Raw genomic sequence first — 20,999 nt, 5'->3', positions numbered from 1 at the left:
CCGGTCAAACACGATAAGCGCAGGTACAAACGCCGCAACCAGATCGAGATCATGTTTGGCAGGCTCAAGGACTGGAGGCGCGTCGCAACCCGCTATGACCGCTGTCCCAAAGTATTCCTTTCTGTCATCGCGCTCGCAGCAACCGTCATCTACTGGTTATGAATCCTGACCCTAGCGATACTCTGCAAATCATCCAGACACCTTCTGTAGCCATGGATTTTGGGTTCTCCCGTTTTTCATGTGACAAAAAGAACGCATGTGTAATTTGGCACATGCGGCCTAAGGCATCGGGTGAAATAAGTCGGTTGTGGGGGCTCAATCGACCAAATTGATAAACATTAGGACGAAGAATGATGAATACACGGAAAAGCTTAGCCGGGCTGTTTTGCTTAGCACTCACTGTCACTGCAAGCCAGGCATACGCGGGCACTTACCAGTTAAAATCTGCAAACAGATCTGGGAATGCTGACGAGAAAGTCCATGACACATATGAAGATTGGACGGAATGCAATAAGCACAAAAAAATCGAAGCGCCAAAATACCCGAAGCGCTACTTCTGGTGTAATTCAATCGACTAAACCAGTTTACTACTGACCACTTCTTTTCAGATCGAAGTGGTGAGACGGAGGCACTTGCTGCCACCTGCGCCCCCGTCTCTTATCCAAAGCCAGTGCTGACCCGAGGGGGAAGGTTCCGGTTAAGGATGGCTTTGAATGGGATAAAGTTTTTAGGGGCAGTCTGGGCGACTGCGTCAGCCTTTATCTTCTTCGTCGACCGCCGCCATCCAACCGTTTTCCCAGGATGTGTGATCGACGCTGTCAAACTCATACGGGTTGGCGGTGAGCCGTTGACCGGAACGTCGGGCTTGATAGCCAATGCTGAAGCTCATCTCTCTTGGGTCCATGCCACGTGCATGGTGGGCGTTCTCTCGAAGGTGCGAGGCGAACTCCCGGTAACGGACCAAATCCGTCTGGTCGAGTCCCTCGGGATGGTTTGACAGTGCTCGGTGGCCACGATGGGTCAGGTTCCACGTGCCGTCTTCTCCAGACACCAGAATACGCGCTATTTCAAGGTCACGAAGATGGCCGGACAACCTCTCTCGGAGTTCTTTGGGCGGCAAGGCGGGCGTTTCATCTGCTTGTTTGAAAAGTGCCACAAGAGCAGCTTCGCAACTATCCAGCGTCACCGGACCGGCTTCCGCCTTGTGCAGGATTAACGCAACGAGGCTAGCCATACTCAGGAGTGGAAAATCGTTTTCAAACACGAGAACACCCAAACTTTCTGGGGCGTCCTAAGATATTAAACATAGAGCGGGACGTAAAGGTATTTCGCCCCTTTCAGATTGTCGGGCTTTCCCCAACGCGGGTGCATGACTGCCTCCATCGCGGGTGTGAAAGAGATATCATTCGCCGAAAATGAAAGAGGCGGGCTCATTTTGGGCCCACCTCTTCGATAATGCGCAGATATCGTACCTAAGGACTCCTTTCAAGATTTTTTTGAAAGTGAGGCGGTATTTTCACCCATTGCCGACCCTCGTTTTGCCCCGCAACTTTTTCACACTGAAAGGCAAATGCTCGGTATTCTGATAATGTGGAGTCAATTTTTTTTCGGTGGATTTCAAGGGAGTTAGACTGTTGAGGTATTTTGAGATTGTTGAGCGTTTGGTTGTAACCGCTGCTGCGCTGTTGGCGATACTCCCACTCTGACAGTATTTGTCCGAAAGGAATGATCGCCGATTGGACCGTGTGGTGAATTATATCACTGCCTACAACGCCTGTAGAGAAATGGCACCTGAGAACATGCCTGTCCAAGATGGAGACGCTCCGGATGCACCGCCAGAGGGTTTCACGCGAGTTGAAGATCCCTTTGACACTACACTTGCCGATGGCACTCAGATCGATGCCTACACGGCAGGTTGTATATACATCATCCAGATGAGGAAGAACTACGATTTCTGACGGCGCATTTTGATAATGTACCGGTCCAGATGATCGATCACCGCGCCCCATGTGTTGGGCACATGCTCGCTGTTGACGCTTTCAGCAACGTCCTGCCGTGCCATTCCGCGATCTCGGCACCAGCAGCTGTGTTCAAGGGCCTCATCGAAGGCGGTCATGTCGTGAGTGCCCTCCACAACCGTCGGATCTGGATTCCGGTTCTGTGGCGGCCGTAGCCGTCGCTGTTCGTCCAAAATCCATATTCTCATCTCACTCTCGCGACGCCGATCCGCCGGGCGTCTATTCCGAACTCCTGAAATGCCTCGTCTATGGCCTCGAGCGCGTCGACCAAGGCCGCTTTCAACTTCTGGGATTGCTGCTTGGGAACGAATTGGGTTCCGGTGTCGCTGCGCTGCGCCCACCACTCAAACCGCATGGCCACTTCGGTCATTTCGAACTGATGGACACAGATGGCATCAACCAACTGGCGGGCAAGAATGTTCCTGTGCTCACCCATCCTGAACTTGCGGCTGTTGGCGCGGTGGAGAATGACGGGTAGGTCTTTCATGGAGCGCTGCGTGACATCTGCTATCTGCCGTGCTTCGATCATCGCCGGGGTGACGCCGCCCCCTACCCCGTGTTTTCCGCCGTCTACCGCCTCCTGCGCGAAGGTGTTGCCGTGGCCAAGCTCTGCCAGCTGCACGCTGCCGCCGTAATAGTTTCCGACCGCGCGGAGTTCATCCCGGATGACCAGTTTCGATGACATCAGGAACCGCGCATCATTGGCGTGATCTAGCCAGGTCAACCGCTCCTCCTTGTCGCCATTGGCGGTGGGCTTGCGTTCATAGATCACCTGACTTGGCACGAGAGACCGGCGCGCCGCCTGCCGCCATCCGCCGCATGAATTCTGTTTCTCGCCTACCCGGCTTTTTTGTCACCTGCGCCACTCCCCGTACAGCTTCTTCGCCTCGTTTATGAGGGCCTGACGTGTCCAGTCATCCAGAACGGTTTCCGGGTCGATCACGATGAGCCCGAGCTTTTGCCATGCCTGCCTGTAGGCCTCCTGATAACGTCTATCCGCCTCCACCCCTGTTGGGGGCTCTGCGTTCGCCATCCCGTAGACCGTCTTATCCGGGGCTGTCCGCGCATTACTCACCCGCCATCGTTTTGAGTTCTGGTTGCGGAAGGTCTCGCGGTTCCGATCTCTGCCGGTGACTCTCAAGGGCGCTCTCATGGCTGGCTTTCAGTTTGGCCTCCATTTCCAGCGCCTTAGCCTCGCCGTAGGTGGCTTTGAGTTGGCCAAACAGGCTGGAGCGATAGCGTCTCATCGTCGCCTCATCGACCAGATCAGCGGCGATCAGATCCACCGCCATCCGCCCGTAGAGGTATCCATCGCCAACTGGTTCGTTGTTTTCCATCCGCCGCGCCGCAACCTTGAGCGGCTGTAGGTCATCGGCTTCGGCTACCCGCTTTTGACCTGGTTCGGTGATTGCGAGCGCTGCGACCTTGATCTCGCCGACGGTCGGCCACGCCCATGTTTTCAAATCCTCTTCAAGCCGGTCCTTGAACCGCGGCCACCAATCCTCGCAACCCTCCTTCGGTGCGTATCGGCCGAGGCAACGGTCAAATGGTCTCGGTCTGGGCTTGTGGCGGCAGGTTGCGCGGTGCCGCCTTGCGGCTGAGATATCTGGCCCTGGAAGTCCGATCGCGCTGCTCATTGCATTTCATTCAAAAAAAGGCCCCGGCCGCACTGGACGATCAGGGCAGTTGCCCAACAGGGAAACTGGAAGAGTACCCTTTCACGGGTGTTCAGACGGCCGGTCATTGCCTGGCCTCAATGAGAGCGCGCGCGCTCTTGAGAACTTCGATGGCCTCATCGATCTCGATGAGGGCTTGCGCCTCGTCGTCGGGGCATTCGGAATCGAGAAGGCGCAGGATCGCATTGACGACTTCGCCGGTTTCCTTTCTGATCGCGCCCGCGTGAGTGAGCATGGATCCGCCCGCCCGGTCGTTGTCAGCCTCAATGCGCCGGTTCAAAAGCTTGGTGACGCCGTAAGAATCCGAAGCGTCTTCAAGCGCCGCCACCTCATCGGCCGGCCAACCACAGATGCCCTGTTTTCTCTTCGTCAGTGTTCCTTCACTGACCGATTGGCCTGTCGCAGCATAGATCGCCGCTGCCGCAGAAGCGTTGCAACCGAAGGCCGGGCCCTTGATCAAAGCGGCCATCTGAGAGGCTATGCGACGGCGCAAATCACCCATGGGAAATGCCTTTTCCTTGGCGCTGAGCGGAACTCGCCGTATGTTGAGCGCATGTTGTTAAGTGAGTTTTCAAGTACGAAAGCATTGAACCGGGGACCGTCGTCATTGGTCGGCGGCCTCCGCTTTCACGTTGTCCGGCTGAATGAAGCCGAACAAATTATCCGGGCAATCGATGCCCTTCTCGAGACAGAGATCAGAAACAACCCGATACCATCGGGATGAGAACTTCCCGGCGGCAGTTGAATTGGTGATTGCCGACTTGCTTACATTGAGCGCATCAGCGAGTTGCTTTCGCCCTATCTCGTCACAGATTTGCTCAACCGTCATCATGACACTGAAGCGTGTACATTATTTATGTACCCGCAAGAAAAACAAAACAGATACGTTCACATTTTATGTACCAAAAGTAGAAATTAAGAATGACTTTTGAAGAAAAAGAGCGACTTGCTAGAACTCGAGACTCCTCGATGGAGGCAGCTGGACTACGTCTGCGCGCAGCCAGGCAAGTTGCAGGACTCAGCCTGGAAAAATTTGTTGAAGCCGTTGGGAAAGGAAAAGCTGCCATCAGCAATGCTGAGAAGGCAAGGTCATTCCCTAGTCGTGATATGATGCTGTTCTTGCACCGAGAGCACCGGATAGACTTCAATTTTTTGATTGTTGGCGAGTTTGTTCAGCTTCCCCATGATGTGCAGGATCGTCTTTTCCCGGAGCTAGCATCTTTAGACAGTGAAGCGGATCAAACACCCAGTTGAGATCCACTCCCAACTTCGCCAACCTTACTCCCAGGGCAAAAATGATAGCGCTTCGAAAGTTGGCGAACTCCTTCATGCAATCCCACGATTCCTAAAAATCCGGCAGCAAAAACCCGTTCTTGCGGGAAAGGGATCGTGAGAGGTGCTCAAGGATAGCTCCGATCTCCTCGACTCTCACATTTCAACCAACCCCTACCGGAACATCCAGTCGCGATATGTGGTGATGAGGTCGAGCGGACATGACTAACCCGCCACCTGGAACACCAGATGTTGTGAATTTTAGACATTTCAGGCTTTGTTTCCTCTAGGGAATTTCCCAGTTTCTAGAAGGCTGGGCCGTGCAAGTAGCGCAGTCAAGAAAATCCTGCAAATACAACCAAATACTACCACTAGTGATAGTGGAATACGCCAATCGGTAGTAAGGACAGGGGTGCGATTGGACAACCTGCCAATCATTATGTCGTTGGGCGCGAATCGAAGGCACCTGCCACCTGCAAGGTCGACATTCCCCCCTACCGATCCGGTTAAACCTACTAACGTGTTGTTATTCCAAAATATGTCTGAGTGTATAACCGTATCAGATGGACACTTAGCCATAGATCGCGCGCAGCATTGCGGAATCTCAAGCAGTGTGTTCGTCTCAAAAAAGCGTGTTACCCCCGTACGTACGGTTACCTAGATTTAACCCTTGAAGTAATATTTGAGTTGACATAAATGGCAACAGTCGTTGATCTAGCGAAAGAAAAACACTTAATTAGAATGAAGGGGAACCTTCGGCCACACGAAGTACCAGAGCGTACCATGTATGCTTCTAAGGAGGTAATAGCGTGGTTCCAAGAAAAATTGAAAGACGCAGTTTCAGACCATGTCATCGAAGGTTCACGTACCCCGATTCAGCAAGCGATGAGCATTGTTCATGCGTTTATTGTTGGAGACAGCCTCGAAGAAGAACTCGAACCCCATATCATGGAACCAAAGAATGAGGGGATTTGGGTTATTCGCACGCCCGACCTTCGGTTGTATGGTTGGTTTTGGAGGCCTCGTATCTTTATTTTGGTTTCAGCTGACATCAAGGCGCGGCTGGAAGCTGATAAAACACTATATGATGAATATGTACAAAGATGCTGCGACTACCGTGAGCACCTAAATCTCGACGAACCGAAAACTGAATTCGGAGACCTACAGCATGTCACTGGAATTTGAATTTGACCTCGACCCGAAAGATGAAGCCGCTGCGGTATTCATGGGCAGGAATCACAGAGCTCTTGTAGCTGCCGCTATTCGAGCCAAGAAAAAGCATGGAATATCGCAACAGCAAATCGCTGATAAAATTGGGGTGAATAAATCGGTGATTTCAAGAGCTTTGAGCGGAAGAAACAACTTAACAGAGCGTACTTTAGCGGAAATATGCTGGGCCATCGGAGTGGAGCCAAGGTTGGTTTTGGAGGAATTACCATCCGACGCCAAAAGCAATGTAACCTACTTACAATTTGGTGGCCCGTCAGAAGGCTATTCTGTACCAACTTCAAACTCCAACAGCAATGTAGGGATCAAGGTGCACATCGAACAACAAGATGTTGAGTTGGAGGCTTAAGAGGTGGACGCTACTAATGTCCAGTTCAGCACCGTTTTTTGCGATGACATTCGCCAGGAAACGACCGGAAAGCTGATATTAATTGGAGCGTACCAAGACAATTTGACAGTGAAGCTTCCTACAGAAGTATTTCTTGCAATTTGGGTGCGCTTTCAAGACCTAGCGGCCGGTGATAACAAACTCGAATTTGAGATTAGACATAATGGTGAAAGAGCCGCGCAAGGGGGCGGCGAGATTGGAAGTTCCGAAGACCTAAACATCGGTGGATTTGTACTCCCCAGATTCGGATTACATATTAAGGAGCCAGGTCTGTTGGAGTTTTTCGTATCTTTAGACGGGGGTGATGAGAGACTCGTTGGTAAGCTCCCAATCATCAACCACATAGAGACAGACAAAGTATCCACCTAAGGCTAATTTCAGGTCAGCACTATGAGTGCCAAGAACCCCGCTCCGGCGGGGTTTTTCTTTATCAGTTTATTGGTTGGACGTTCTTCGATGGGGCAAAGCATCCCAAATAGAGACCTTCTGTCGCGTCATGTGCAATTTGACACATGCGGAACCTACCCCCCTTCAAATACAACTATCCTTAGAGAAAAACATGAGCAGTTGGCGTCTGAACGCCCCACGGAGAAATATATGAAAGCTTTAATTTGTCTAATTGCAGCAACTGCGTTCATCGCCGGTTGCAGCGACGAGGAAATGGCGAGCTGGGGACGCGCAATGTCCGACTACGCCTCGGATTTGGATGGCGACAGCTACTACGACTCCACGCCAACCGTAAGAACAGGTCCAAGCTATAGTGGAAGTTCTAGTCTGCCTGATTGCTGCCGGGTCGGTAATACTTGCTGCCAATAGCTTTCTGGGCTTCGCGCAATTCGACCTCCCAAACCCCGCCTCGGCGGGGTTTTTCTTTACCCGGCCCCTGCCCCTTCGTCATAGGATAGCTGCACTAGGATCTGGATGTATCCGCGCAGTTCATCACCTTCCAGCCCTACGGCTCCGGTGATCAGCGCTGACATATACATACCGTCGGACCACGCCTTGGCCTCCGGGCTGATGTTGTCCAGTAATTTCTGGATGTCTTGCTCAGGGTCCATGTCGACCTCCGCTTGGCTCAGCGTCAATTTACCCGACAATTGAAGTTCCAAGGATAGCAATTCTGCCGAGCATTTTTTTGCTCGATTTCAAAGGGCGCTGAGCCGCCGTTGACTTGTTCAGCCGCTATGACAACTCCCAGGCCCAAAACGGTCTTTGGCACGGATTACAGTGAAGGACCTCTGCAAGCCCCGTAGTGACAAATTCTGCAATGTGTATGAATGCAAGCTATGTTCACTTTGCCATATCGTTGGCGCCAAATCTAAGGAGGACACGGTGGCTAAGAGGACCGAGTACCTGATCACTCAATACGCGAGCGATAGCAGCATCGTAAAAGAACTCCGCGCTCCTAAAAGTGCTAATCTGCGACTTCTGTTAGAGAGGCTTATTTGTCGTGATTTGGATGATGACGCTGTGATCAGCTCCTGTCTTCGGTCAAAACGCCAAACGGTTCTATGATCCTTTTCAAGTGATTGACATGCGGGAGGAGCATCGTAAGGAGCAAGCTCGGGATGCGATGTCTGCTGACCCTGAAACCAATGATCCGATTGGAGTTTTCAACCGCGCATTCGACGCACAAATCCCGCTTGGAAAGACACTTATGATTGCAGGGGTAAATCATGACTATTTTGTCAAAGAGGTCGAGGTTTGATTAAAAATGGTATTGCCAATATTGCTGATCTATTTGTACTGAACATTTCTTGAAGAGTGCCTTTCATCGCAGGAACTTGAAAGTCACCAATGTCCGCTTATGTGCCAAACGTTCCCCGCCTTTGCAAAGTCAGCTATCTGCGCTTCGCCGTCATCTGTGCTTACTGAAGCATTCGAGAAACGGGCTCACTGCGGACGATCTCTGCGTTGAGCCTGAACAGGTCTATGAGCCCATAGCCGACGTTACTGTCGAACTAGGGTGCTGTCAGTGCGTTAGGCAGCTAGGAGCCTAAAGCATCCTTTCGCTGTTTCTTAAGACAGATCTACCCAGTTGACAGTCCCGGGGTCGTTAGGTTGATATTCTATTGAAAAGCTGCGGCAGTTTCCCACGCGCGACCCTGGAAAATGAAAAGATCGGGCATTTCTGAATGCTTGCACTGCTGCGCGTCCTATGGGCCAGCCTCTGCGAGACGAAAGAAGAGCCTGATTATCTCGGACCCCAAGGAGGGCAGAGCGCTAAAGCCGCCGCCTATGTAAAACAGTGCAATATTGAATAGCCTTCGGAGACACTGACATGACCCGCCTTGCCAATGCCACTGCCATTGCTGCGTTCCTAGCTGTCCCAGCCTTTGCGCAGGACCTTCTAATTGAAAGAAGCACATACACCGGCCCGCAAAAAGAATACTCCCCCTATGTGGATGATTACTTTCCAAATCAGGTCTTCTTTGGTGATACGCACTTGCACTCGTCCTGGTCAGCCGACTCCGGCTTGGGTGGGGCAACCCTCGGCCCGGATATTGCGTATCGGGCTTCGCGCGGGGAACGGGTGACCAGTCATTCTGGCTGGGAAGTGAAGCTCATCCGTCCGCTCGACTTCGTCGTGGTTGCGGATCATGCCGAGAACCTTGGCCTGTCCGACTTCATTCAGCGATCTGATCCCCTCGTGCTCGCCAATGAGACCGGCAAAAGATGGCACGATATGGTGAAGTCTGGCGATGGGTACAATGCCTTTCTGGAGTGGCTGCGCGACGAGAGCACCGACTTAATCGACGAGCCAAGAATGCTACAGTCGGCATGGGCAATGGCGACAGAACTCGCTGACGAGTTTTATCAGCCCGGCGTATTCACGACGCTACACGGGTTTGAGTGGACATCACATCCGGGCGGCAACAACATGCACCGTGTCGTCATTTTCCGGGACGGTGAAGACCGGACAAACCAAGTGCTGCCGTTCTCACAGTATGACTCGGTCGATGCCGAGGATCTCTGGGCCTATATGGCGGGCTACGAGGAAAAAACCGGCGGGCGTGTATTGGCCATTCCGCACAACGGCAACCTATCCAACGGCTATATGTTCAAGCTGGAAACCTATTCGGGCGGTCCGCTGACACCGGAATATGTGCAGATGCGGCAGCAGTATGAGCCTCTGGTCGAAGTGACGCAGATGAAAGGCGACGGTGAAGCGCATCCTTTCCTTTCCCCTGATGATGTTTTCGCTGACTTCGAGACAATCGATGCGGGCAATTTGAGCGGCAAGGAGGCCAAGACCTCTGAGATGCTGCCATTCGAGTACGCGCGAGAAGCGCTCAAGAATGGCCTGGCAGTGGAAGCCGAGCTTGGCGCTAACCCGTTCAAGTTCGGTATGATCGGTAGCACCGACGCCCATGGAGCCCTGCCTACAAGCCGCGAGGAAAACAACTTCAGCAAAGCCCATATCGCTGAGCCTTCAGCCGATCGGTTTAAACATGCTCTGGTCGAGGCACCTGACCCCGCCCTGTCGATCATGATGACAGATCTGGGTGCAGCCGGGCTGGCCGCAGTCTGGGCGCGAGAAAACACGCGCGAGGCGATTTGGGACGCAATGGCTCGCAAGGAAACCTTTGCGACAACTGGAACGCGGATCCGGGTGCGCGTGTTCGGCGGTTGGGATTTTGAGGCCGACGAAGTAGTCAGACCCGATTTCGCACGCGAGGGATACGCTCGAGGGGTGCCAATGGGAGGAGACCTTACAAATGCCCCAGATGGAGCCGCTCCAAGCTTTTTGGTGCGCGCGCTGCGGGACCCTGACGGCGCGAACCTCGACCGCATACAGATCGTCAAGGGATGGGTCGACGCGGAGGGTCAGACCCAGGAGAAAATTTGGGATATCGCGTGTTCCGACCGGGAGGTTACGGACGGTGCGTGCATTTCTGATGTAGGCAACACAGTAGACATAGCGGATGCATCATACACTAACTCGATTGGGCGAGCAGTCCTGTCGGCTCACTGGATCGACCCCGAGTTCGATCCCGCTCAAATGGCGTTCTACTACGTGCGCGTGCTTGAAATACCGACCCCCCGATGGACAGCATACGACGCAAAGTTCTTTGATGTCGAAATGCCTGAAGGTACAGTTATGCAGCTTCAGGATCGCGCCTACACCTCGCCGATTTGGTACACCCCTGAAAGCTAAGGTTCCCGCGCTTCATCGATCATGGCTTTGATCCCACGACCGATTGGTCACACTTGCAACCGCAACTGGCAGCGCTTGCCTGAGCATCTGAATAGCACCGCGACACAGCATCCAGGAGTTTGCTGCGCCGCGGTGCCTTTCGTCCTCCGTCATCAGAATCAGGTCGTTACAGAATATGGATGGCGGTTATTCGGCGTTCTTCACTTGGATGACAGGAGAGTCGCTATGAAAGCTGACTTCGGTTTCTTCTTCGTCATCCTCACAGTCCATTACCTGTTCTCGCCCGGACTTCTGTCCCCCCCCCGGGAGCGAGGAAGACCTCGGCGGACGTCACCTATCCACCCAGATAGCCGCCGAGGCACCTAACAAATCCTTGCAGCCCTGAAAGGAGCCGAAGCAATGTTTGATGTAAGTGACATCGAAATCAGAACGCTGGGCCCTGACGAGGTTATTCAGGAGCCAGGGTTTTACCAGATCCCGCTTGAACGCCACCACTCGCAGCCCGGCGACGGGGTGAGTGTGACCAGCGGTATCTTGCGGAAGATGGAATTGCACACCCCAGCTGACGTCTGGGCGTTCCATTTGCTGAATCCGAACCGTTGGGAAAGCAAGGACAGCCCGGCGCTGCGCATGGGGAGCGCTATGGCCGCCTTCATTGAAGGCGGACAGGAACAGGTTTCCCAACACTTCCGGGTTCTGCCAGGGAACAAGCCAAAACGACCGACCGCAGGCCAGATCGAAGCCTATGACAAGGGCATGGGAACAGAGGCCAGGATCCGGTCCGTCAAGTTCTGGCATGACGTAGACGCAGACGTACGCGATATCATCACGAAGACAGAATGGGACCTGATCTGCGCTATGGGAGGTGCGCTTGCATCAGACCCAGCTGCCTCCGCGGCCATGGAAGGCGTGCCGGAATGCACGATGGCGTGGAAGGACGAGCGCACAGACCTCTGGTGCCTCGCGCGCCCGGACACGGTGTCGTTCAGCGGCCTGACTACAGACTTTAAGAAGATGTCGACCAAGGGAACGCCGTTCAATGATCGGATGGTCGACAGGCGCATCACTGATTTTGGCTACGATCAACTAGGCGCGTTTGCTTGCGAGGGTTTTCAGCAATTGACTGGAACCTAGCCAGACTTCGGCATCATCGCCCAATGGGATCAACCCCCACACCATGTCATTTTGCGCGAGATTGCCGACCTAGACGCCTACGCCGACAACCTCCCCTATGAGAAAGAGCCGAATAATCTGAATGAGTGGTGAAGTGGTCAAATTGGGGTATGACGGGCTTCTGATCGAGCCCTTGAAGTCGGGGAACATGCGTTACCGGGTTCGGGTCCGCGGTGACAAGAAGCGCCGCATCACCTTGCCTGTCGGCCCGGAACACCCCGAGTTCCACCAGATCTACCTTGCCGCCCGTGAAGGCGTGAAGATCAATCCCAGCGAAGAAAACTCCGGCGCAAGCCGCGGCATTTTGGAATGGCTGGTCGAAGAATATCTCGCCTACCTGAAAGAACAGGTGGACGAGGGCCAAGCCTCCCCGATGACGCTGAAACAGCGCAAGAGCTTTAGGCCGCTGCTGCTGGATCACACCAGTTCCACAGGCAAGAGCGTCGGCCGAAAATATGCCGGCCTGCCTGCGGAAGTGCCCACACACGAGCTGATCCTGTTTCGTGACACACTGATGGGCCCCCCCGGCAAGGCCACGAACGTGTTCAAGTTTCTCAAGGCCATGTTCAAATGGACGGGCGAACGCGGCTATTGCCAGACAAACCCGGCCGCCGCCATCAAGGTCGACTACAAGAGCCAAGGCGGAGCGATCCCATGGACGCTGGAAGACCTGAAAAAGTATCGGGAGAAGCCCCCCTAACCTTGACGGATTTCATGTTCACAGCATGCCGTATCAGCGATGCGGTTTGGCATGGGCGCGGGCAGGAAAAGATCGTCAACGGTCAGACCTGGTTAAGCTGGCAGCCGAAGTAGAAGGGATCGAAATACGTTGAGTTACCAATGCTCGCCCCTCTCCTGACCGCTACCCGCGCGCAAATGGTTGTCGGCACCACCTATATCCTGAACGGCCACGGCAAACCTTTTGCCAGCCCCGAGGTCCTGCGGAAAAAGTTTAAGGATTGGTGCGTCGAGGCAGGTCTGCCCAACCGATCTAGCCACGGAATCAGAAAGGCTGCGGGTCACCTTCTCGCGCTCCACGGGGCCACCCAATGCGAGATCATGTCTATCCACGGACACGCCCAAGCAAGCACATCTGAAGTCTATTCCGAGAGTGTCGAGCGTATGAAATTGGCAGAAATGGACGCGTCAAAATTGGCCCAGATGGGCTGGTAATGTGTCCACGGGGTGTTCCAACGTGGGACACTCTCTATGAAAACAAACAACAATTTCGGGATATCTGCAGTCCTGCCCGGCCTACCAAATCCCTGCCTCTTCAAAAACATCGCGCTGCATCCGATCTTGCTTCACCCGCACAAATCGCTTTTTTCTTGATCCAATGAAGCAACAAGCGAGGTCATTCGGACATGGTTGAGGCAATTCAGCCCACGACCCGTCTTGTTGTCATCGTCGCGCCCAGCTTCAACATGTCGGCCACGATGGGATTTACCGATCCGTTTCGGGCGGCCAACTATCTGGACGGTCGATCCTATTTCAGATGGGAGTTCGTGTCGGAAACCGGAGGGCTGTGCGTGTCCAGCAATGGAGCCAGTATTGAATCGCAAGCCCTGAGTGATCTCAGTCCTGAGCCGCCCGACATCGCCATCGTTTCGACCAGTTGGAACCCCGAGAAACACCTGACAGATCGGCTTGGCAGCGTCCTGCGCCAATGGGCGCGATCTGGTGCCACGCTGGGCGCGCTGGACACAGGCGCGTTTGTTCTGGCGCAGGCCGGATTGCTGAAAGGTCGCCGCGCCACTGTGCATTATGAACATATCGACGCCTTTCAGGAGCTCTACCCGGATATCGAAGTGGTCGAGAACCTCTATGCGCTGGACGGCAACCGGATCACCTGCTGCGGTGGCGGCGCCTCGGTGGATTTCGCGCTGCAGATTGTTCAGGGCATCCATGGCAGCGCGCTGGCCAACGCAGCCGCGCGGTATATTTTTCACGACCGTCTTCGCGGCCCCGCCGCCATGCAGCAGCCCGAAGGCAGTGAGCCGCTGGGCGCGCTTGTCCCCGCAACCCTGAAAGCAGCCATTCAGGTGATGGAGGCGCATTTGGAGGACCCCCTGTCTATCCCCGATATCTGCGAACAGGCCGGGGTCTCGCATCGCCAGCTCGACCGACTGTTTGCGACCTACATCAAGAAGACCCCTGCCCTGTATTATCGCGATATCCGGCTGGATCGGGCGCGCGGGCTGGTGACGCAGACCGAACTGCCGATTGCACAGGTCGCAATGGCTTCGGGTTTTGCCAGTCAGGTCCATTTCAGTCGGGCTTATAAGGACCGTTTCGGCCTGCCCCCTAGCCAGGACCGGACAGAGGGGCGCGTGCCGTTCGAATACCGCGCCTGGCCAATGCATCGAAAGCCCAAAGCCTGATCTCGCCGGGCGGCGATAAAAGTTTACTGTCTGGCGTAAAAGGTTAAGCGTCACGCTTCTTTTCCGAGGAACATAGTTTCAGCAAGCCAATCCTCCGGGCCAAACCCGGACGCGTTATGTGGAGCCCCAGAATGAGCGCGCTGCCGTCCAAAGAGCAATTCGACCGGATTTCCGACGGGTTCAGCCCCGACCCGTTCAACACGCAATCCCTGAAGGCCGAGGCCTATGTTGACCCGGCATGGCATCAAGTGGACCTGAACGAAATCCTCGCCAAGACATGGCAATGGGTGTGCCATGTCGAAAAGCTGCGCGCGCCGGGGTCCTATGTGACTGTTGAGATCGCAAACCGGCCCGTTGCTGTGGTGCGCGACCGCGAAGGTACGCTGCGCGCCTTTTACAACGTCTGCAAACACCGCGCCCACCACCTGCTGTCCGGCGAGGGCGAAACAACCCGCATCATGTGCCCCTACCATGCGTGGGTCTATAAGCTGGACGGCCAGTTGGTGCGCGCGCCTGAAACCGAGAGCCTGACCGGGTTCAACACCAAGGACATCTGCCTGGATCAGGTGCAGGTCGAGGAATTCGCAGGCTTCATCTATGTCAATCTCGACCCCGAGGCGCGGCCTCTGCGCGAGGTTTCCGGCAATCTGGAAACCGAAATCCGCCACTGGGCCCCGGATATCGAGAACCTGACCTTTGGCCACCGGCTGACCTATGACATCAAGTCGAATTGGAAGAACGTCGTCGATAACTTCCTCGAATGCTACCACTGCCCGACCGCGCATAAGGATTTCTGCGATCTGGTCGACATGGACACCTACAAGGTGACGACCTACGGCATCTATTCCAGCCACATGGCCGAAGCGGGCAAAGGCGCAAACACTGCCTATGACGTCTCCAACGCCACCGTGCGCACCCATGCGGTTTGGTGGCTGTGGCCAACAACCTGCCTGATGCGTTATCCGGGGCGGTCATCGATGATCGTGCTGAACATCATTCCGGTCGGACCGGACCGCACGCTGGAGACCTATGACTTCTTCCTCGAAACGCCCGAGCCGGATGCCGCTGAACTGGAGGCGATCCGCTATCTCGACGAGGTGTTGCAGCGCGAGGACATCGACATCGTCGAAAGCGTACAGCGCGGCATGAGCACACCTGCATTTACTCAAGGCCGCATCGTGCATGACCCGAACGGCTCGGGTAAATCGGAACATGCGGTGCATCACTTCCACGGGCTGGTGCTGGACGCCTATAAGCAGGCCGCACCGTGACACGGCCCAATATCGTTGTGGTCATGGCCGACCAGCTGGCGCCGCAATTCTGCGGTGCTTACGGCCATCCGACAGTGAAAACGCCCAACATAGACGCCTTGGCTGCGCGCGGAATGCGGTTCGATGCGGTCTATTGCAACTCTCCGCTCTGCGCGCCGTCGCGGTTTGCCTTCATGTCCGGACAGTTGATCAGCAGGATTGCGGCCTATGATAATGCCAGCGAGTTTCGCGCCTCGATCCCCACCTTTGCGCATTACCTGCAGGCTTTGGGCTATCGCACCTGCCTGTCGGGCAAAATGCACTTTGTCGGCCCCGACCAGAAACACGGGTTTCGGGATCGCGTGACCACCGACATCTACCCTTCGGACTTCGCCTGGACCCCGGATTGGGAAGCCCCGGACGAGCGCATCGACAAGTGGTATCACAACATGGCAACCGTCAAGGAAAGTGGTGAGGCCATCGCCACTTTCCAGACCGACTACGATGACGAGGTCGAATTTGCGGCCCGCCGCTGGTTGATCGACCGGGGCCGGGATCGGGCCGCAGGGGATGAGGCTCCATTCTGTCTAGTCGCCAGCTTCATCCACCCGCATGACCCGTATGCCGCCAAGCCGGTGTGGTGGAACCTCTATTCGGATGACGACGTTCCCATGCCGGCATTCACTCTGACGCCCGAGGAACAGGACCCGTTCTCGCGCCGGGTGATGGACGGGATCGAGGCAAGCTATGTCCCTCTGACCGAAAAGGAAGTCCGCCGCGCCCGTCGCGCTTATCTGGCGAATGTGAGCTATTTTGACAGCAAGCTGGGCGCGATGGTCAAAACGCTCGAAGAGACCGGAGAACTGGGCAACACCATCGTCATCGTTACCGCAGACCACGGCGACATGCTGGGAGAGCGCGGGCTGTGGTACAAGATGAACTTCTTCGAACACTCTGCCCGCGTGCCGCTGATAATGGCTGGTCCGGGCGTCGCGCAGGGCACCGCATCAAACGCCTGCTCGCTGATCGACCTGCTGCCGACCTTTGTTGAAATCGCCGGAGGCAGCGTTGCTATGCTCGGCGAGCCGGTGGATGGCCGTTCCCTGATGCCGCTGGCGCGCGGAGAAACCGATCCGATTGACGAGGCCATAGGCGAATACTGCGCCGAAATGACCCCCTACCCTGTGTTCATGATCCGGCGTGGATCGTTGAAGTACATCCATTGCGACCCGGACCCGCCACAGCTGTTTGACTTGGCTATCGACCCTTTGGAAAAGGTCAATCGAGCGGAAGATCCTGACTATGCGACACAGGTCGCGGGCTTTGTCACAGAAGTCGCGCGTCGGTGGAACAGCGAGAATCTTCGCGCAGATGTGATTGCCACGCAAAAGTCCCGCCGCGCCCTGCACGCCGCGATGGAGGCCAATCCGGGAGAAAGCTGGGATTACAACCCGCCGCGTGATGCCTCTCAGGAATACGTGCGCAATCACTTGGATTGGACCGTTGCGGCGAAGCGCTATCGCTATCCGCCTTTGAAGGAGACCAACAAATGATGCTGAAAGGCAAAACTGCACTTGTCACTGGCGGGCACGGCGGAATTGGGCGCGCTATCGTGGCCCGGTTTCAGCGCGAAGGGGCGCGGGTCTATGCCGCCGATCTAACGCCCGAAGGGTCTCTGGCCGCGCATGACGATGACGGCAGCATCTTTGTCAAACTGGACGTGACACAGGAGGCGGATGCTATTGCGGCAATGGAACAAGTTGGCGCGGATACGGGTCAGTTGGACATTCTGGTTAACGCCGCAGGGATCGAAATCGAAAAGACCATCGAGGAAACAACACTGGAAGAATGGAATCTGTCTTTTGCGGTCAACGTTACCGGCACGTTCCTGACCTCGAAACACGCGCTGCCCTTGATGCGGAAGGCGGCCAAGGGCCACACGGCCTCAATCATCAATTTCGGCAGCTATGATGGCTTCATCGCCGATCCCGGCCTCGCTGCCTATTGTGCGACCAAGGGGGCGGTTCATGCGCTGACCAAAGCGATGGCTTGCGATCACGGCCCCGAGGGTATTCGTGTGAACGCGATCTGCCCCGGCTATGTCGACACGCCCATGTTGCAGAGCTTTTTCACCGGCGACGGCTCGGGCGGTGGCGGTAAAACCATCGATCAGTTGCAGCAAGCTGTTCGCGATGTCCATCCGATGCGCACCTATGGAACGCCGGACGACATCGCCAATCTGGTCAACTGGCTGGCCTCTGACGAGGCCCGTTACGCCAGCGGCCAGCTATGGGTTCTAGACGGCGGGCTGAGCGCGCAGGTTCAGCAGATGAAGCTTTGAGAAATCGGGGCTTATGGGGGAAAACATGCAGACAAAAATGCTGATCAACGGAGAGATGGTCGCCGGCGATGGCGAACCCCTCCCGGTATTGGACCCGGCGACCGGAGAAACCGTCGCGCAGGTGCCCGAGGCCACGCCGGAACAGATTATGGCTGCGACACGTGCGGCGCATGAGGCATTTGACACCTATCGACTTACCACGCCCGCTGATCGGGCCGGATTTCTCAACGCAATTGCCGATGTGATCGAAGAAAACATCGAAGAACTGGCCGAGCTTGAAACGCTGGATGTCGGCAAACCCTGGCCGATGGCCCGGGACGAAGAAATGCCGCTGACCATCGACACGTTCCGCTTCATGGCTGGTGCCGCGCGCACCATGACCGGATCGGTGGCCGGAGAATACGCAGCGGGCCATACCTCGATGATCCGCAAGGACCCGATTGGCTCTGTCGCCTCAATCGCGCCGTGGAACTATCCGCTGATGATGGCCGCGTGGAAGATTGCTGCTCCACTGGCTGCAGGCTGTACCATCGTCATGAAACCGTCCGAGATCACCCCTCTGGCTACTCTGCGGCTGGCGGAACTGCTGGCCGATGTGCTGCCCAAAGGTGTGCTGAATGTGGTGCATGGCCGGGGAGTTTCGGTTGGAGACACACTGATCAACGACCCACGGATCGAGGGGATTTCGATCACCGGCTCTCCCGCCACCGGGATGGCGGCGATGCGGGCAGCGTCGAACCAGATCCGCCATGTGCATCTGGAACTTGGGGGCAAAGCTCCGGTCATCGTGTTCGACGACGCCGAGATCGACGCGGTGGCGGAAACGATCCGCTACGGATCATTCTTCAATGCGGGTCAGGACTGTGCCCAACCCTGCCGGGTAATGGTGCAGGACGAAGTTTATGACAGGCTTGTTGCTGCCGTATCGGATCAGGCCAGCCAGATCAGGATCGGTGCCCCAAGGGCCGAGGGCACCGAAATGGGCCCCATCGTATCGGCCACCCAAAGGGACCGAGTTGCCGGGTTCGTCGACCGCGCCCGTAGCAGTTGCGAGATCGCCGTGGGCGGCCAGGTCGCAGACGGCCCTGGATTTTTCTATCAACCGACCGTCGTGGCCAACGTCGACAACAATGCCGAGATCGCGTGTAGTGAGGTGTTCGGACCCGTCGTCACAATTTCGCGCTTTTCCGAGGCCGAAGACGCGCTGCGGATCGCCAATGCCGGACGCTATGGTCTGGCCTCGTCAGTCTGGACCAAGGATGTATCAACCGCGATGAAAATGACCGCTCAATTGCGCTATGGCATGACGTGGGTGAATACGCACGGGATGCCTGCGGCGGAAATGCCCTGGGCCGCGATGAAGGGCTCGGGCACCGGCTGTGACATGTCGGTCTATGCGCTGGACGCATACACATCCGTGCGGCATGTGATGGTGGCGCACTGATGCGGCTGGCGGGGAAACGCGCACTTGTGACCGGTGGCCGCCAAGGTATCGGGCGCGGTATTGTCGAAGCCTTCCTGCGCGAAGGCGCAGCCGTCACAACCTGCGGTCGGGGTCCGCGCCCAGATGGGCTGGCGGACGGCGTCATCTGGTATTCGCTGGATGTCACCGACGTCGAAGCCGTTGCAGAACTGGCCTTCGCGACAAACGGCACGGACATTCTGGTCAACAATGCGGGCGTTCAGGTTGAAAAGACCGTGGCTGAAAGCACAGACGCGGATTGGGACGCAGTGATCGGCACAAACTGCAAAGGCGTCTTCAACCTCTGCCGGGTGTATATCCCCCAGATGTCCGAGGGCGGATCGATCATCAATATCGGTTCGATCTCAGGCCAGGCCGCGGACCCGTCAATGGCGCTGTACAACGCGTCCAAGGCCTTTGTGCACGGGCTAACCCGGTCCATAGCCGTCGATCACGGCCCTCGTATACGCTGTAACGCGATCTGCCCGGGCTGGATTGAAACGGGAATGCTGGACGCTGGTTTTGAACTAGCCACTGACCCCAAGGCAGCAAAACAAGACGCCTTGGCCCGCCACGCCATGCGCCGCTTTGGCAGACCTGCGGACATCGCCAGCATGGCCGTCTGGTTGGCCTCGGACGAGGCCAGCTTTACCACTGGCCAGTTGTTTACCGCGGATGGCGGCCTGACGGCGGCCTCTCCCCTCAATCCGGGACTGTTCTGATGGAATTCTCACACACTGCCTGTCTAGGCGGCGGAACCATTGGCGCCAGTTGGGCGGCGCTATTCTTGGCCTCGGGGCGGTCGGTGGCGATGTTCGACCCGGACCCGGGAGTCGAAGGCAAGGTGCGGGCCTATATCGAAACCGCCTGGCCCACGATGACCGAGCTTGGGTTGACTACCCAAGGCACGCCCGACGCCATCACGTTTCACACCAGCGCAGCCCAAGCGGTCGAAGGTGCCGGGTTCGTGCAAGAGAACGTCCCCGAGCGCCTGCCGGTCAAACACGCTACTTTTGCCGAGATCGAACCCGCGCTTTCGCCCGACGCCATCGTCGCCAGCTCTGCCTCGGGCCTGACCCTCAGCCAGATGCAGCCTGGCTGGAAAGATCCCGCGCGGTTCGTTCTGGGCCATCCGTTCAACCCGCCACACCTGATCCCTCTGGTCGAGGTTTTGGGCAACGAACATACCGCCGATGGTGTGGTTGATGCGGCTGAGCGCTTCTATCAGGCGGTCGGTAAAACCACGATCCGCCTGCACAAAGAGGTCCCCGGCCATGTCGCCAACCGCCTTCAGGCCGCGATCTGGCGCGAAGCGATCAGCCTCGTCGTCTCAGGCGTCGCTTCAGTCGAGGATGTGGACAAGGCCGTCTGGGCCGGGCCTGGCCTGCGATGGGCGGCCATGGGACCGACCATGCTGTTCAACCTCGGCGCGGGCGAAGGCGGGTTGCAAGCCTTCTGCGACCATTTCTCGGACACATTCAACGGCTGGTGGGACGATCTGGGCCAGATCCACCTGACCGATGAGGTCACAAGCATTTTGACACAGGGGGTCGAAGCCGAAGCCGCAGGAAAATCCCCGGCCGAACTGGCCCGTGCGCGTGACGCCCTGATCGTTGCCATGCAAAAATCGGTTGCCGGATTGCGGTGACCGC

The 20,999-nt window shown here is 56.2% G+C and carries 24 protein-coding genes and 1 pseudogene; 17 read left to right on the top strand and 8 right to left on the bottom strand.

Annotated elements, in window-relative coordinates:
* Window positions 1–162: transposase (locus ACR0KW_RS11280; RefSeq protein WP_480805071.1), on the top strand; the 162-nt coding region annotated here is incomplete at its 5' end.
* 589 nt (window positions 163–751) lie between these two features.
* Here ACR0KW_RS11280 and ACR0KW_RS11275 read toward each other — a convergent pair.
* From ACR0KW_RS11275 to ACR0KW_RS11245, 7 genes are all read right to left on the bottom strand, one after another.
* Window positions 752–1,264, bottom strand: coding sequence for a ribosome modulation factor (locus tag ACR0KW_RS11275; RefSeq protein WP_480805055.1), 513 nt, complete (start codon window positions 1,262–1,264; stop codon window positions 752–754).
* A gap of 35 nt (window positions 1,265–1,299) precedes the next feature.
* Window positions 1,300–1,434, bottom strand: a complete 135-nt coding sequence (locus tag ACR0KW_RS11270) for a hypothetical protein (RefSeq protein WP_480805054.1) — start codon at window positions 1,432–1,434, stop codon at window positions 1,300–1,302.
* A gap of 511 nt (window positions 1,435–1,945) precedes the next feature.
* Window positions 1,946–2,116 (bottom strand): hypothetical protein, encoded by a 171-nt coding sequence (locus ACR0KW_RS11265; RefSeq protein WP_480805053.1) that lies wholly within the window; start codon window positions 2,114–2,116, stop codon window positions 1,946–1,948.
* Window positions 2,117–2,202: 86 nt separating this feature from the next.
* The gene (locus tag ACR0KW_RS11260; protein WP_480805052.1) at window positions 2,203–2,742 is read right to left on the bottom strand and encodes a hypothetical protein; all 540 of its coding nucleotides are present in this window, start codon (window positions 2,740–2,742) and stop codon (window positions 2,203–2,205) included.
* A 343-nt stretch (window positions 2,743–3,085) separates the two neighbouring features.
* A complete protein-coding gene (locus tag ACR0KW_RS11255; protein ID WP_480805051.1) occupies window positions 3,086–3,481 on the bottom strand; it encodes a hypothetical protein in 396 nt (131 codons plus the stop codon).
* A gap of 277 nt (window positions 3,482–3,758) precedes the next feature.
* Window positions 3,759–4,196 carry a hypothetical protein gene (locus ACR0KW_RS11250; protein WP_480805050.1) on the bottom strand — a complete coding sequence of 146 codons (438 nt, stop codon included), beginning with the start codon at window positions 4,194–4,196 and terminating at the stop codon, window positions 3,759–3,761.
* A 102-nt stretch (window positions 4,197–4,298) separates the two neighbouring features.
* Complete coding sequence (locus tag ACR0KW_RS11245) at window positions 4,299–4,526, bottom strand: helix-turn-helix domain-containing protein (RefSeq protein ID WP_480805049.1); 228 nt, start codon at window positions 4,524–4,526, stop codon at window positions 4,299–4,301.
* An 89-nt stretch (window positions 4,527–4,615) separates the two neighbouring features.
* Here ACR0KW_RS11245 and ACR0KW_RS11240 point away from each other — a divergent pair, with 89 nt between their 5' ends.
* The 4 genes from ACR0KW_RS11240 to ACR0KW_RS11225 all read left to right on the top strand — a co-directional run bounded on the left by ACR0KW_RS11240 (window position 4,616) and on the right by ACR0KW_RS11225 (window position 6,950).
* On the top strand, window positions 4,616–4,948 hold the full coding sequence (locus ACR0KW_RS11240) for a helix-turn-helix domain-containing protein (protein ID WP_480805048.1): 333 nt from the start codon (window positions 4,616–4,618) through the stop codon (window positions 4,946–4,948).
* 714 nt (window positions 4,949–5,662) lie between these two features.
* On the top strand, window positions 5,663–6,151 hold the full coding sequence (locus ACR0KW_RS11235) for a hypothetical protein (protein ID WP_480805047.1): 489 nt from the start codon (window positions 5,663–5,665) through the stop codon (window positions 6,149–6,151).
* Entirely contained in the window at window positions 6,135–6,542 is a 408-nt protein-coding gene (locus ACR0KW_RS11230) for a helix-turn-helix domain-containing protein (protein ID WP_480805046.1), read from the top strand. The genes ACR0KW_RS11235 and ACR0KW_RS11230 overlap by 17 nt, the downstream gene beginning before the upstream one ends.
* A gap of 3 nt (window positions 6,543–6,545) precedes the next feature.
* Complete coding sequence (locus ACR0KW_RS11225) at window positions 6,546–6,950, top strand: DUF6941 family protein (protein WP_480805045.1); 405 nt, start codon at window positions 6,546–6,548, stop codon at window positions 6,948–6,950.
* Between the two features lie 503 nt (window positions 6,951–7,453).
* Here the strand turns inward: ACR0KW_RS11225 and ACR0KW_RS11220 are convergent.
* Window positions 7,454–7,639, bottom strand: a complete 186-nt coding sequence (locus ACR0KW_RS11220) for a hypothetical protein (RefSeq protein ID WP_480805044.1) — start codon at window positions 7,637–7,639, stop codon at window positions 7,454–7,456.
* 476 nt (window positions 7,640–8,115) lie between these two features.
* On the opposite strand from ACR0KW_RS11220, the gene ACR0KW_RS11215 reads away from it, so the two are divergent.
* The 12 genes and pseudogenes from ACR0KW_RS11215 (at window position 8,116) to ACR0KW_RS11160 (ending at window position 20,995) form a co-directional block, all read left to right on the top strand.
* On the top strand, window positions 8,116–8,289 hold the full coding sequence (locus ACR0KW_RS11215) for a hypothetical protein (protein ID WP_480805043.1): 174 nt from the start codon (window positions 8,116–8,118) through the stop codon (window positions 8,287–8,289).
* Window positions 8,290–8,862: 573 nt separating this feature from the next.
* Window positions 8,863–10,740, top strand: coding sequence for a DUF3604 domain-containing protein (locus tag ACR0KW_RS11210; protein ID WP_480805042.1), 1,878 nt, complete (start codon window positions 8,863–8,865; stop codon window positions 10,738–10,740).
* 399 nt (window positions 10,741–11,139) lie between these two features.
* A complete protein-coding gene (locus ACR0KW_RS11205; protein WP_480805041.1) occupies window positions 11,140–11,874 on the top strand; it encodes a PD-(D/E)XK nuclease-like domain-containing protein in 735 nt (244 codons plus the stop codon).
* A 121-nt stretch (window positions 11,875–11,995) separates the two neighbouring features.
* A complete protein-coding gene (locus ACR0KW_RS11200) occupies window positions 11,996–12,613 on the top strand; it encodes a hypothetical protein (protein WP_480805040.1) in 618 nt (205 codons plus the stop codon).
* Between the two features lie 125 nt (window positions 12,614–12,738).
* Window positions 12,739–13,086, top strand: a pseudogene (locus ACR0KW_RS11195) (tyrosine-type recombinase/integrase); the annotation flags it as partial.
* 191 nt (window positions 13,087–13,277) lie between these two features.
* Window positions 13,278–14,294: a GlxA family transcriptional regulator gene (locus ACR0KW_RS11190; protein WP_480805039.1), complete on the top strand. Its 1,017-nt coding sequence runs from the start codon at window positions 13,278–13,280 to the stop codon at window positions 14,292–14,294.
* A 131-nt stretch (window positions 14,295–14,425) separates the two neighbouring features.
* A complete protein-coding gene (locus tag ACR0KW_RS11185; protein ID WP_480805038.1) occupies window positions 14,426–15,565 on the top strand; it encodes an aromatic ring-hydroxylating oxygenase subunit alpha in 1,140 nt (379 codons plus the stop codon).
* The gene (betC, locus tag ACR0KW_RS11180; protein WP_480805037.1) at window positions 15,562–17,097 is read left to right on the top strand and encodes a choline-sulfatase; all 1,536 of its coding nucleotides are present in this window, start codon (window positions 15,562–15,564) and stop codon (window positions 17,095–17,097) included. The genes ACR0KW_RS11185 and betC overlap by 4 nt, the downstream gene beginning before the upstream one ends.
* Window positions 17,094–17,885 (top strand): SDR family NAD(P)-dependent oxidoreductase, encoded by a 792-nt coding sequence (locus ACR0KW_RS11175; protein ID WP_480805036.1) that lies wholly within the window; start codon window positions 17,094–17,096, stop codon window positions 17,883–17,885. Before betC ends, ACR0KW_RS11175 begins: the two co-directional genes overlap by 4 nt.
* A 25-nt stretch (window positions 17,886–17,910) precedes the next feature.
* Window positions 17,911–19,329, top strand: a complete 1,419-nt coding sequence (locus ACR0KW_RS11170; protein ID WP_480805035.1) for a gamma-aminobutyraldehyde dehydrogenase — start codon at window positions 17,911–17,913, stop codon at window positions 19,327–19,329.
* Entirely contained in the window at window positions 19,329–20,069 is a 741-nt protein-coding gene (locus ACR0KW_RS11165) for an SDR family NAD(P)-dependent oxidoreductase (RefSeq protein ID WP_480805034.1), read from the top strand. The genes ACR0KW_RS11170 and ACR0KW_RS11165 overlap by 1 nt, the downstream gene beginning before the upstream one ends.
* A complete protein-coding gene (locus ACR0KW_RS11160) occupies window positions 20,069–20,995 on the top strand; it encodes a 3-hydroxyacyl-CoA dehydrogenase NAD-binding domain-containing protein (protein ID WP_480805033.1) in 927 nt (308 codons plus the stop codon). The genes ACR0KW_RS11165 and ACR0KW_RS11160 overlap by 1 nt, the downstream gene beginning before the upstream one ends.
* Window positions 20,996–20,999 lie beyond the last annotated feature (4 nt).

The sequence above is a fragment of the Ruegeria sp. CG11 genome (assembly GCF_056537245.1).
This window is presented reverse-complemented; position numbering and strand designations above follow the sequence as displayed.

Excerpts from the sequence above, each read along its gene's own strand:
- ACR0KW_RS11185 (WP_480805038.1), top strand. The coding sequence starts at position 14,426 with ATGAGCGCGCTGCCGTCCAAAGAGCAATTCGACCGGATTTCCGACGGG.
- ACR0KW_RS11165 (WP_480805034.1), top strand. The coding sequence starts at position 19,329 with ATGCGGCTGGCGGGGAAACGCGCACTTGTGACCGGTGGCCGCCAAGGT.
- ACR0KW_RS11205 (WP_480805041.1), top strand. The coding sequence starts at position 11,140 with ATGTTTGATGTAAGTGACATCGAAATCAGAACGCTGGGCCCTGACGAG.
- ACR0KW_RS11220 (WP_480805044.1), bottom strand. The coding sequence starts at position 7,639 with ATGGACCCTGAGCAAGACATCCAGAAATTACTGGACAACATCAGCCCG.
- ACR0KW_RS11250 (WP_480805050.1), bottom strand. The coding sequence starts at position 4,196 with ATGGGTGATTTGCGCCGTCGCATAGCCTCTCAGATGGCCGCTTTGATC.
- ACR0KW_RS11175 (WP_480805036.1), top strand. The coding sequence starts at position 17,094 with ATGATGCTGAAAGGCAAAACTGCACTTGTCACTGGCGGGCACGGCGGA.
- ACR0KW_RS11235 (WP_480805047.1), top strand. The coding sequence starts at position 5,663 with ATGGCAACAGTCGTTGATCTAGCGAAAGAAAAACACTTAATTAGAATG.
- ACR0KW_RS11245 (WP_480805049.1), bottom strand. The coding sequence starts at position 4,526 with ATGATGACGGTTGAGCAAATCTGTGACGAGATAGGGCGAAAGCAACTC.
- ACR0KW_RS11240 (WP_480805048.1), top strand. The coding sequence starts at position 4,616 with ATGACTTTTGAAGAAAAAGAGCGACTTGCTAGAACTCGAGACTCCTCG.
- ACR0KW_RS11270 (WP_480805054.1), bottom strand. The coding sequence starts at position 1,434 with ATGAGCCCGCCTCTTTCATTTTCGGCGAATGATATCTCTTTCACACCC.
- ACR0KW_RS11215 (WP_480805043.1), top strand. The coding sequence starts at position 8,116 with ATGCGGGAGGAGCATCGTAAGGAGCAAGCTCGGGATGCGATGTCTGCT.
- ACR0KW_RS11200 (WP_480805040.1), top strand. The coding sequence starts at position 11,996 with ATGAGTGGTGAAGTGGTCAAATTGGGGTATGACGGGCTTCTGATCGAG.
- ACR0KW_RS11265 (WP_480805053.1), bottom strand. The coding sequence starts at position 2,116 with ATGACCGCCTTCGATGAGGCCCTTGAACACAGCTGCTGGTGCCGAGAT.
- ACR0KW_RS11190 (WP_480805039.1), top strand. The coding sequence starts at position 13,278 with ATGGTTGAGGCAATTCAGCCCACGACCCGTCTTGTTGTCATCGTCGCG.
- ACR0KW_RS11210 (WP_480805042.1), top strand. The coding sequence starts at position 8,863 with ATGACCCGCCTTGCCAATGCCACTGCCATTGCTGCGTTCCTAGCTGTC.
- ACR0KW_RS11230 (WP_480805046.1), top strand. The coding sequence starts at position 6,135 with ATGTCACTGGAATTTGAATTTGACCTCGACCCGAAAGATGAAGCCGCT.
- ACR0KW_RS11160 (WP_480805033.1), top strand. The coding sequence starts at position 20,069 with ATGGAATTCTCACACACTGCCTGTCTAGGCGGCGGAACCATTGGCGCC.
- ACR0KW_RS11170 (WP_480805035.1), top strand. The coding sequence starts at position 17,911 with ATGCAGACAAAAATGCTGATCAACGGAGAGATGGTCGCCGGCGATGGC.